Genomic DNA, 12941 nt, shown 5'->3' on the forward strand with positions numbered 1-12941 from the left:
TTATTTATTGTTTTCTTCATTTTCATTCTCACTCTCTTCCAAAACTTCTGTTGCAACCATTTTTCTGTTGGTCATCAGAAACATGATAGGAATTATAAAACCATTCAAAAGCGTAGATGTAAGCAATCCTCCGAGAATAACCTGCGCCATCGGGCTTTGTATTTCATTACCCGGAAGATCACCGCCTAAAGCAAGCGGAATAAGCGCAAGACCGGAAGTTAATGCTGTCATCAGGATTGGGTTCAAACGGTCTAATGAACCGTGTATTACGCTTTCCATTTTACTATAACCTTCTGCAACCAAGTCATTGTAACGAGATATTAAAAGCATTCCGTTTCGGGTGGCAATACCGAAAAGCGATATAAAACCAATAATAGCAGGAATACTCATAACCCCAGTAGTAAAGAATATGGTAAATACGCCACCAATTAAAGCTAATGGGAGATTCAGAAGAATAACGGCGGATTGGTTTATGCTCTTGAATTGCGCATACAATAACAGGAATATCACCAAAATAGAAAAGATTGATGTGATGAGCAAGGTACGGGAAGCAGCCTGTTCACTTTCAAACTGTCCGCCATACTCAATATGATAGCCTTCCGGCAAAGTTATTTCTTCATTTACCGTCTTTTGAATATCATTTACCACACCTCTTAAATCACGTCCTGCGACATTGGCTGAAATAACAATCTTCCGGGCGACATTCTCTCTGTTAATCGTATTGGGGCCTGTCGTCGAAGTTATTTCAGCAATATTACCTAATGGTATTTTACGTCCGTTGGCATCTACAATCAGGTTCTTAATCCTGTCGGCTGTTTCCCGGCTGTCATCATTCACTTTCAAGGTAAGGTCGAAAGACCTGTTTTCTTCATAGACCTGCGAAACAACTTCCCCTGCCAACATTATATTGACAATCTCTGCAAATTCGGGTAAGGTAATGCCGTATTTAGCCATTACTTCCCTTTTCGGTTCTATCTTTAATTGTGGACGCTCTATCTGCTGTTCCACATTCAAATCGGCAATGCCTTCAATGTCTTCAATAGAAGCCTTGATTTGATTTCCCAAAGCAAACATTTTATTCAGATCTGTTCCGAACAGTTTGATAGCAATATTAGCCCGTGTTCCCGATAGCATTGCATCGATACGATGTGAAATAGGTTGTCCGATTTCTATATTGACACCCGGCAATACTTTCAATTTTTCCCTTATTTCGGCTAATACTTCATCTTTGGAACGTTTGTCAAGAATGAACGGAGCTTCAATTTCTGATACGTTTACGCCCAAAGCGTGTTCATCCAGTTCTGCACGTCCAGTTTTACGTCCTACGGTTTGTATTTCAGGAACAGAAAGCAGAATATTTTCGGCTATGCGCCCCATTTTATCGGATTCTGCAAGGGATATTCCCGGCATTGTACTCACACTAATTGTAAAAGAACCTTCGTTGAATGGGGGTAAAAAACTTCTACCTAATGTAAAAAACATGATTACAGCAGCCACCAGAACACCACCTGTTATACCAAGTACCCATTTTTTATGAGTGAGTGCCCATTTTAGGGCTTTTTCATATACAATTTTCACTTTCCTGACAATATAAGGCTCACGTTCGGGTTTGTCTCCTTTTCGGGGTTTACCTAATAAATAGCTACACAATACAGGTGTAAGCGTAAGAGCAACAACCGTAGAGGCAATCAATGCCATGATAAATGCTACTCCCAGAGGAGCAAGCATACGTCCTTCCATTCCTGAAAGGAAAAACAGAGGAACAAAACTGGCAATAATGATAAGCGTTGAGTAAAGAATAGGCATACGTACCTCTTTTGACGCTTCAAAAACAATGGTCAATACCGTTTTTTGTTCTTCTTTTGGCTTCTGTCTGTTTTCCCGTAGCCGTTTAAATACATTTTCAACGTCCACAATAGCATCATCGACCAAAGAACCGATAGCAATAGCCATACCGCCTAAGCTCATGGTATTGATAGTCAAACCCATGAATTTAAGGGAAAGTATGGCAAAAACTAATGCAAGCGGAATCGTAACAAGCGAAATAACGGTTGTACGGGCGTTCATCAAAAAGATAACCAATATGATTACTACAAAAATCCCTCCTTCGTATAAAGATTTTTGCACGTTATTAATTGAATTGTCAATGAAACGGGCTTGGCGGAAAATATCGGTGGAAATTTTCACGTCAGCAGGTAATGTCTGCTGTAATTCTGCAAGGGATTCATCCAGTTTGTCTGTTAAATCCAGTGTGCTTGTCGCGGGCTGTTTGGTTATCGTCATCAACACAGCAGGTTTACCATCATTTGAAGCAATACCCAGCTTAGGTGCCTTATCTCCTATTTGTACATCTGCTATGTTTTCCAAAAGTATGGGAATATCATTAACGGTTTTGATGACTGCTTTACCTAATGCTGAAACCTTATTGGTAGAAAGTACCCCACGTATGATATACTCGTTTCCATATTCATACAAAACACCTCCGGCGGCATTCTGATTCATTTCAGTAACTACTTCTATCACTTCATTCAACCCGATTCCGTAGTGTTTCATCTTTTCAGGGTTAAGTAAAATCTGATACTCCTTAATTTCACCTCCTATTACAGTAACTTGTGCTACACCGCCTGTCGATAATAAACGGGGGCGGATTGTCCAGTCTGCTAATGTTCGTAAGTCCTGTAATGAAGTGGAATCTGCAGTAAGACCGATTATCATTAATTCTCCCAAAATGGATGACTGTGGCCCTAATGTCGGATTACCAACATTGGAGGGCAAATCATCTTTTACTACGGATAATTTTTCAGACACAATCTGTCTGGCTCGATAGATGTCCGTTCCCCAATTAAATTCAACCCATACAATGGAAAATCCTGTGGTAGAAGATGAACGCACACGGCGCACATCTGTCGCTCCGTTCAATGCTGTTTCAACAGGAAAACTTACCAAACGTTCAACTTCTTCGGGTGCCATACCCTTTGCTTCTGTCATCACAACGACTGTCGGTGCATTCAAATCCGGGAATACATCGACTTCCATATTAACGGCAGTATAAGTTCCTGCCAACATTAATAATACGGATGCCACTAAAACAACCATCCGGTTGTTTAGCGAGAATTTAATTATTTTGTTCAACATAATAATTCGTGTTAAGGGTTAATGTGAATGTCCTTCAGGCATTACTGATGAAGTGGCAGCCAGTTTTACCTGATAGACACCTTTTACAACTACTTCATCGCCTTTTTTCAGTCCTGAAAGTATTTGTACCCTTTCACCATTATTTTGACCAAGTATTACTTCCTGTTTCTTATATCCTTCTTCGTCCAGTCTTAAATAAACGAAGTTCAAGCCCTGTTCTTCCGTTACAGAAGATACGGGAACAGAGATTATATTTTCTTGTGGGCTTGATAACAGGTAAACTTCTGTAAATGCACCCGGTATAATATCGCCGATATTGTCAAATTCAAATGTTACCGGAATATAGAACGTCTGCTCTCCCGATGATTTACCATATGACAATAAACGTCCGTTCAAATCGGAAAGTTTATAAACAACATTATCATAAGCAGGCTTAAAATTGGCACTGCTTATGGTTTTCAGCATCTTGAAATTATTTTCCGATACTTCTGCTCTTAACTGCAAACGCTTATTCTGTGAAACAGTAGCTATCGGTTGACCGACAGAAACATATTCTCCCTGTGCAACCAATCTGTTTTTTATATATCCGCTGATAGGGGAGGTTACGCTTATACCTGATGCTGTAATATTGGAAGCCTGCGCTTCGTATGCAGTTTTTGCAGTTTCATAACGAAGTTTAGACTGTTCAAAATCTTTCGCCGAAATAATCTGATCTTTTACAAGACCTTCTGCCCTTTGGTATTCTTTAAGGGCAATGTCGTAGGCGATTTTTGCTTTAGCTGCCGGATCTCCCTCTAATAGTTTTTTAGCAGATATAGTAACAACCGATTGACCTGCATTTATTGCAGTACCATCAGTGATTGAGGGATTTGTAAAAGATACAATCCCATTGGACGTTGCTGCAATGACAACTTCATTCCCTTGTGATGCCTGTATCTGACCGCTTGTTTTAATTGCTTGATAAAAAGTTCCGGGAGAAACAGCTTCAGTAGTAAGCCCGACTAATTTTGCCTGCTCTTTGGAAAAGACAATTTCTTCTATGCTTCCACTTTCTTTTCCATGACCGTGCCCATCATCTTCGGAATGATTACCATCTTTGGCATGGTCATGCCCATCATCGTCCGAATGATCGTGGTCTTTTTCATTTGAATGGTCGTGTCCGTCACCATCTACATGCTCATGTTTATCCCGTGAATTTTGATTGTCTTTTTTTTGACCGGAGTTGCATCCGGTAAATATTATTGCGATAACAACAAATAAACCTATTATGTACGTTTTCATTTTGCTAATTATTTTAATTGTGGAAGTAGCAAAGTCTGACAAGCCTTACTCCCTGTGAAAAATATTGATTTGAATGAGTATTGATATATACCAATAAATCATGCTTTGAACATGTTGAACTGTACAAAGCAATCTGACTTATAAGTTATAAGCCAAATTCTTTAGCAAAATGAAAAAGGAGGTGCCCGCAAACCGTGAAATTGGTTTGCCTCTGCGGATTTATAGAATAGGATATACTCTCCGTACTTAAAGTAGGAGAGTGAAACTCCCGTGTCGAAAGTTAAGACATCCGCAGCTAAAAAGAAGATTGGGAATAAATGGGTAAAATCATGATTTTGGCAAGAAGCTATCTTGCATCTTGCTTCATCAACTTTAGGAGCAGTATACTCGGATTCAGCAATACATGATTGTTCATGTTCATCAGGTAATTCTTTGTGGTCTGTATGTTTGTCATTTACCTGATTATCCTGCTCACATATTTCCATAACGATGCACACCAATCCTTCGTGATGATGATGAGGCACTATGGCAAGTAATAGTAATACTAAACTTGACAATGCAACAAACGATATGGAAATATATTTTTTCACTAATTTTTTATTTATCTGTGCAAAGATATGACAAAAAACCATGCAGCTAAGTTGCAATTTTATCACATTTCCCGCAATAGCCTTTTATTACAAAATTTATACCTTCGATTTCCATATCATCAGGTAGTTTGATTTTAGGAGCATGAACGCTTTCCAGACAAAATGCCCGCTTACAATAATTGCAATAAAAATGTAAATGGTAATCATTCGCATCACAATCACAATTCTCTTGACAAATCGAATATTTTATCGAGCCTGATCCGTCATCAAATTTATGAATCAGTAGTTTGTCATTAAACAGGTGGATAGTGCGGGAAATGGTTGATTTATCAATACTCAACAATACCTTTTCCAAATCACCCAGACTGAATGCCCTGTCAAACTTCAACATTTCACTGAATACCAAAATACGTATGGATGTGGGTTTTATACCTCTTCCTTCTAATATTTTTACGATAGAATCATTCATAGGCTTTAAAATTACCTGTAATTTACTCCATATAATAGAAACGACATTTCTGCTATATGTATATATACCGCACAAAGGTTATTATACCCTACCAAAAAATAATCATTAGTGTCCACTAAAAATTAATTTTCGTTCTTTGAAATCGTTATAATTTAGCAAGTTATAAGCTTTTTTGTTGCGTGACGACTTGAATTTAATAATTTAGCCGAGATTAATATCTTAGGCAATGTTTACAGGTAAATATGTTTTCGCGCAATTAGTTGAGTTTCTTCCACAACGTATTTTTGATGCAATAGTCAATAAATATGACGGAAATAGATATGTAAAACATTTTACCTGCTGGAACCAACTGCTTGCCATGATGTTCGGACAACTTACCAACAGGGAAAGTTTGCGAGATTTGATAGTTGCAATTGACGCCCATAGATCAAAATGTTATCACTTAGGACTCGGTAAAAATGTGACCAGAAGCAATCTGTCTAAAGCGAATGAGAACAGAGACTATAGAATATTTGAAGAATTTGCCTATTATCTTATAGATATTGCCAGAAAGAAAAGGGCGAATACCGACTTTGAAATTCAAGGGAAAGTCTACGCATTTGATTCTACTACCACAGATCTGTGTTTAAGCGTTTTCTGGTGGGCAAAATTCCGTTCAACAAAAGGAGGCATTAAGTTTCATACTCTTTATGATATCACAACTCAGATACCGGCATTTGTCCATATAACGTCTGCGTCTGTTCACGATATGAATGCGATGGATGTAATTCCCTATGAATGTGGAGCATATTATATTTTCGACAGGGCTTATATGGACTATTCAAGGCTATACAATGTGATAAGACATTCTGCATATTTTGTTATAAGAGCAAAAAGGAACCTTAAAATCGAGATTCTGAAAGATCTTAAACGCGATAATTGTCCGGAAATCATCATAAGCGACCATCTTGTCAGACTTGATGCATTCTATTCATATCTTGATTACCCGGAAAATTTTAGGCGAGTCAGATATTATGATGTAGAAACACGCAGACCATTTACCTTCCTTACCAACAATATGGAAATATCTGCAGAACAAGTAGCACTACTCTATAAAAATCGCTGGCAGATTGAGTTGTTTTTCAAATGGATAAAGCAACATCTGAAAATCAAATCCTTTTGGGGTACATCTGAAAACGCTGTCAGGATTCAAGTGTATTCTGCAATCATTACCTATTGCCTGGTTGCCATTGTAGAGCATGATCTGAAAATCAATCGTTCAACTTATGAAGTATTACAGGTGCTTGGAATATCACTACTTGATAAAACACCCATGATTGAGCTTTTTAAAAATGCTGAAAATAACGATTTCAAAGAACTTTTGTATAACCAACAACTGTCCTTAAATTTTTAGTGGACAGTCATGATAAAATGATATTATTAGTAATTCCATTGACTTATATGGTTTTGCGTAAAAATAATCTAATATTTATTAAGTTCCTTATAAAATTCTTTTAATATTTCCCACTCTTTGTTGTAATATGGATTACTCATTACCTTTCCAGACGCGGTAAAACTATTAAATATTAAACGTTTTATATGATCCCCAATACTCATTGGTAATATCTTGTATTCAATATTATCATAATCTGAATACATAATCTTATAACCTTGTAAATGAAGCGCATCTCTGTTAGAGATCTTTTCAGTGTAATGAGCTTTAAATTTCGCTTCTCCATTCTCACTGAAAAATACTCCAAGTATCTTCTCATCTTCAATAATAGTCAAATGTACTAGCCTATTTTCCGGATTAATACCATTCATGTATTCTTTACCTATCCTTTTCTTTAGTAGTGTAGAGATGTATACTTTATTGACATGTCCAGAATCATAACATTGCAGAAGGAATCCATTTTTTTGATTTGCTGATATTGGCAGAATATAATCCGCTTTTAGAGGAGTTTCTTCTGTTAAAACATAAGTACCTGATTCAAACAGATTAAAGTATCGGATAATATTACCGGATGAGGATGATTGATTTATATCACCAGTGTTTTGCTCTAGGTAAAATGTATTTTCTGCTTCTGAATCATCAATATCTAAAATAGTAATAGGCTCCTCACGATTGTCCAGTAATGTGGAAACTCCTTCGGTAAACGGAGAGTTAGTGATTTCGCTTGTTATCTCTTCAATCTCCTCATGTACCTTCAACAAATTCCAGAGTGGCTCAAGCGATTCTTCTCTGTTTATATAATAATCGCCTCCTCTAAGTTTAAAAAACTGCCAGCCACAGCGCTCAAGCACTTTGTTTTTTTGAATATGATTATAAAATTTATCTTGCCCATGCCATCTATCGTCAGAACACTCAATTGCTATCTTAGTACCATTTGGCGAATAAACAACCATATCAATCTGATATTTTCCTTTAACTACTTCGTATTTTGGTTTTACACTATATCCATTTAAAACGATATTATTAAAAACCTCAATTTCTAATTGACTTTCAAATGGTTCGATGTTACTATTAGGTCTAACATCAAGCACAATAGGCATGGGAGGTTTAACCGGTTTGTAGTTTACAAAGTGATCCAGAAGTTTATATCTTAAATCATTTAAGTTGCTAAGGTCCTCAATTTGGATTGAGTGAAAGAGCCAAATTTGTTCTATTGCTCGACTGACTGCCACATTAAATCTTCTTTCGTCTTCAGCTCTAGTCAATGCGCTCCTGTTGTGGTTGCGAGCAGTGACTAAACTCAACAATATAATATCCCGTTCATCTCCCTGGAAACTAGCTGAGTTACCACATATAATCTTCCTCTTTTTAAACTCAGTCTCCCCAATATTTTTTAAAAGCATTGTTTCAATGATAACACTTTGCGCGTTACCTTGTAAACATATAATACCTATTGTTTTACCATCATATCTCTTATCATTTACTATTTCATTCACTTTGTTACTTATAGCCTTTGCCTCGTTCTCATTTCGAATAGATGAGCTCTGGCCTTCTGAGTAACCTTCAGGACAATATACATGCATTAATGGCTCTAATCTATTTTCTGAATATTGTTTGAGAGGATATAGGCTATTACCCTCAGGAGCGTAGAATAATTTATTAGAAAACTCAATAATCTCTGGCATACACCGGAAATGTTCTCTTAATACTGTTATTCCATCGCAAAATCTTTTAGCATGATCAAAAAAGCTATACTCAGTACCATAGAAATTTTTGAATGGAATTCCTTGAAGATGTTTTTCAATAAATGGAGTCATAGCATTAGCGTCCACTCCTATATATTCAGGAGATGTTTGTTTGTCATCTCCTACAATTATGATATTCTTAGCTATATACAATAAAAAAATAGCATCAGGTCCCAGTTGACTTGCTTCGTCAATAATTGCATAATCATAAATACCTTGTTCTGGTTTAATAGTTTCGGCAACTTTATATAGAGGCATTATCCAGCAAGGAATAGATGTTTTGCAATGTTCCATCTCTTCTTGAGCTATTTTTCTAAATTTTAATGCTCTTTTCCCTGTTCCTGTTTTACCGATCCTTTTAATAGCTTGGATCCAAGCCTCCAGGTGTCTCCGAAGATTGGGATTTGAAGAAAGGTTAGATAAAACATTTATCCAAGCTTTGGCAGAAGCTATTTTTGATACTAATTTCTCCTCTCGTTCATCGTATGACTTAATTTTTTCTATAAGTTCACCTTCTTTGTTAGTGCTGAGAACCTGCTTAATAGAGCCTAAAGAGTGCTTATAATAAATAGCTGCTTTAAGCTTTGGGATATCAATAACTGAAAATTCTTTGTCTACAATCATTTTAACTAATGATGGAAAAACAACAGAAAGTTTACAATCAAGTTCTTTGTACTTATTATATTTTTGAAAAACAGATTCAATTCTTGATACCTCTGTAATTGATGCAATGTATTTATCTACAGAAAGATTAGAAATTGCCTGGAGTAAGTGACCTGAAATTGGATGGAGGCCTTCTTTTGATAAATATACACTAACCTCTTCCCTCTTACTTTTGAAATAATTTAGCTGATTAAGTGTCTCGTTTATCTCTAGATTGATAATCAATTTATCAATTTCCTGTATGTTATAAGCTTCAATCCTAATCGTTGATTGACTCTGAATCTGGTCTATGATTTTTTTTGCAATCACTAAAAATTCCAGCAACTTAAATGTGTCGTCAGATAATTTCTGGTATGATTTTAATTTTTCATCATAATACTTTGAAGTATATTTATAATCCCATAAGATACTTAACTCATCAAAGCACTGTTTTATACTTAAATCATCAATAACTTTTACAAACTCATCTGCTGTGTCGCAAAAACTACCGTTAACCTTTACTTGATCAATAAAATATAATTTTTCTTTAATCTCTGTTGACAAGAATGCTTTCTTAAGTTTAAAGCCAATGCCAGAAAGTGTGTTGCCACTATTAATGAAGTTCAATAGACAATTTGCATCATTTTTTAAGCTTATTAACGATTTATTCTCAGGATAATGAATTTCAATATTTCTGTCGTTATGCTTTAAATTATGGCTACTTAATTCATCTAATATTGATTTCGACTTTTCAATTTTGTCATTCCACTGAAAAGTATTTAATGTAGACCAATCTGATAGTATTTTGAGATAAAAAGGATGTGAAATGAGTTCTGCCCTTTCGAATACTTTTCTTAGTTCAATTAAATTGTTCCTTAGATGATCATAGTACTTATAGTGGATTTTTGGAGTATTCAAATATGACAAATTCTCTTTTTCTACTAAAGAATTTAAATGAGAATAATCTTTAAGTTCATGAATAGTAAATAATTTTTCTAAGCTAGGCAAAGAGAACCTAAATTCAGAAGGATTTACAGAGCCAAATTGTTCGAATAACTTAATAAATTCTATCAAGTTATCAATTGATTCATTGTCAGAATAATCTATAAATTCATCCTCGTACCAACTGTGAATATTTTTTTCTGCTTCTAATTTCCTGGCAATTTCAGTAATAGTACCTTTGTATTCAGGATTAATCTCTATGGGTAAAGATGCTTCTTCTTTAACTATAAACAGCTCATCCTTATCATGCTGTCTGGATTCTATTATCTCTTCAAGTAAATTCTCATGATAATCAATTTCTTTCTGTAATGAATCAATATCAGAGTTTGACAACTTTTCGTTAACTCTATTTATACTAACTTCTAAATCCTTAATCGAGGATGAATCACCGCTTAAAAAATTAACAGCAAGGCTCTTAAATTCTTCAGGTAGTTTATCTTTAAGGACTTCTAATGCCCTTTTTGTGTAAGCTGTTACTAAGACCTTTTTCCCAGAAGCTAATAAATGACAGATTAAATTAGCTATAGTGTGAGACTTACCTGTACCTGGAGGGCCTTGAACTAGCACCTTGTCATTAGTTCTGGCCTTAACAATAATTGTTTTTTGCTCCTCGTTGTATTTATTTGGGAAATATATTCTGACATTGTCGCCTAGTTCAGAATTAAAGACCTTTTCCGAGCTTTTTTTTATTGAATTATCTGATTCAACAAGGTCATTTAAAGGAGGTATGTCGATATCATCAGTACCTTTTATATCATTTATGATGTTTTCATACAGAGAAGTAAAGCTTTTTGAATCTCTTTTCCTTAGAATAATTGCCGGAGCGAAGAATAAAGTTGGTTTATTAGTTGTTAATTCAGGCTTATTTAATGATTCAATATACTTACTATCTCCAGGTTTAATCCTTTCTGCAAATAGCTGAATGACATCGTGAATATCTGGTTCAAAAGGATTAACAAGATCTTTCTCTTTGATATACTCTTTAGCCTTAATCTCTGCTTCTAATATATCCTTTGAGTCAAAGCTATCGAATAAATCAATAATTGAATCTGTCTCAATCTGAAGTCCATTATCAATATTTTGACTTACAATAATACTTGAATCACGTTTTGAATATTCAAAATGAATTTCTATAGGGGTAGTAAAAGCATGCCGTCGAATTGTTTTACCTGAAACTTTGTCTGTATAATCTATAAGTCCTACTCCCATTATAAGTTCATACTCTTCTCCAAATTGTTGAGATTTGTTATAAATCGAAAATAGCTTCTTATAAATATTGTTTACCTTTTCATATTCAGAATAATTCAAATCGTAAGAATCCTTTCTTTTCCAGTATGAAGCTGATTCATAAATCCATTTCTCTTCACAGTATTTCTCGAAGAATTTTAAAACTTCTGGATTATCCTTTAAGTAAATGATTTCTCCTTCTTTATTAACTATTTCAGGAAATAGTTCAGGCAATTCATTTTTGTTTAATAATGAGCTTGATATAATCCACTCTTCAATATTTTTTGGTGGCCTTGGGAAAATTGGTGCTACAGGTTCTTCAGGTTTTGAAATTTTCAACCAATAATTTGACTCATTAGAATAAGTGTCATGTATTATGCAATCTACTTTTTCATCTTTAGGAATGTTTGACATCCAAACAACCTCAGGGTAGTTAGATGAAGCTTCAATGTCCCTAATAGGCTTACTTCTTAGCTTGGAAAATTCAAGCAGGTAATTGAAAATTTGTAAATATTTCTCTTTCTTCATTGCAAAAAATACATTAGGATTAATGCAATATCAATATGTTGATATTTGATTTATCATTATTCTTATACTCTAAGGTTCAAAAGAATAATTGACAACTTATGACATAGTAGATGTTAAGATACTCTCCAATTTCAAACTGCGAGTAAATTTAAAAAATAATTACTAAACTTCTCTATATTAATGACAAAAACACAGAGTTGTGTCAGTCATTCTCCCTCCGCTTCACATGTTCCGCTCCATTCGAATCACTGACCTCATTTTTACACTTCCGCTAAGAGATTGTTATCCTCCATCACGCTCGCGCTATCGCTATCGCCCTCGCTCCATTCCGGACAACAACCTCTTGACGCTACAGAAGAAGGAAGCGGTATTCGCTCCGCTCATGAGCTGGAGTAGAAACACACACACGCCAGGGTGGGGTCTTCTACCAATAAAAATGAACTTACCATCAAAGTTTTCACATCAGATCCTGCTCCCTGTCGTGTGCCCATTTCTATCCATCTCTTTTTAATATTCGGCCTTCGCTCCGCACAGCCCTCACTTAGGCCGCCCCATATTTAACATAATCAGAGCTTAGTTGTGTTTGCTCCGCTCCGCCTGCTCCAGGCTCCACTTCAAAACACAACCCAGACTATGTTAAATATGGTCGTCCACCCTCTGTGTAAATATGATAAAATCCGCAGGCTTCAGGCCTGCTTCCCATTTTCTCATATTTCCCCAGAGTAGAGAGGAGCGTCTTCGCCGCACCCACTCACAGCCTCCGGCTGCTAAAGATGTTGCTCCCTCCCGTCCGCAATAAAACACCTGCCCCTCGCTTCGCTCCGGAGCAGGAGACTTAACTAAAAAAAGAATAGACACGGAAATACACCATTTCACCAGGTTGTTCGCAA

General features: G+C 35.8%; 6 protein-coding genes. 1 reads left to right on the plus strand and 5 read right to left on the minus strand.

The window, feature by feature from the left end; all coding sequences use genetic code 11:
- The 4 genes from U5907_10200 to U5907_10215 form a co-directional block, all read right to left on the minus strand.
- Positions 1–3135: an efflux RND transporter permease subunit gene (locus U5907_10200; GenBank protein ID WRQ32939.1), complete on the minus strand. Its 3135-nt coding sequence runs from the start codon at positions 3133–3135 to the stop codon at positions 1–3.
- Between the two features lie 18 nt (positions 3136–3153).
- Positions 3154–4416 carry an efflux RND transporter periplasmic adaptor subunit gene (locus U5907_10205; GenBank protein WRQ32940.1) on the minus strand — a complete coding sequence of 421 codons (1263 nt, stop codon included), beginning with the start codon at positions 4414–4416 and terminating at the stop codon, positions 3154–3156.
- Between the two features lie 161 nt (positions 4417–4577).
- Positions 4578–5006 carry a DUF6769 family protein gene (locus U5907_10210; protein ID WRQ32941.1) on the minus strand — a complete coding sequence of 143 codons (429 nt, stop codon included), beginning with the start codon at positions 5004–5006 and terminating at the stop codon, positions 4578–4580.
- A 46-nt stretch (positions 5007–5052) separates the two neighbouring features.
- Positions 5053–5475 carry a transcriptional repressor gene (locus U5907_10215; protein ID WRQ32942.1) on the minus strand — a complete coding sequence of 141 codons (423 nt, stop codon included), beginning with the start codon at positions 5473–5475 and terminating at the stop codon, positions 5053–5055.
- A gap of 226 nt (positions 5476–5701) precedes the next feature.
- Between U5907_10215 and U5907_10220 the strand changes: the two genes are divergently transcribed.
- Positions 5702–6868, plus strand: coding sequence for an IS4 family transposase (locus U5907_10220; GenBank protein WRQ32943.1), 1167 nt, complete (start codon positions 5702–5704; stop codon positions 6866–6868).
- A 68-nt stretch (positions 6869–6936) separates the two neighbouring features.
- On the opposite strand, the gene U5907_10225 is transcribed toward U5907_10220, so the two are convergent.
- Positions 6937–12051, minus strand: a complete 5115-nt coding sequence (locus U5907_10225) for an AAA domain-containing protein (protein WRQ32944.1) — start codon at positions 12049–12051, stop codon at positions 6937–6939.
- Positions 12052–12941 lie beyond the last annotated feature (890 nt).

The sequence above is a fragment of the Bacteroidales bacterium MB20-C3-3 genome (assembly GCA_035609245.1).
Classification (GTDB): domain Bacteria; phylum Bacteroidota; class Bacteroidia; order Bacteroidales; family UBA932; genus Bact-08.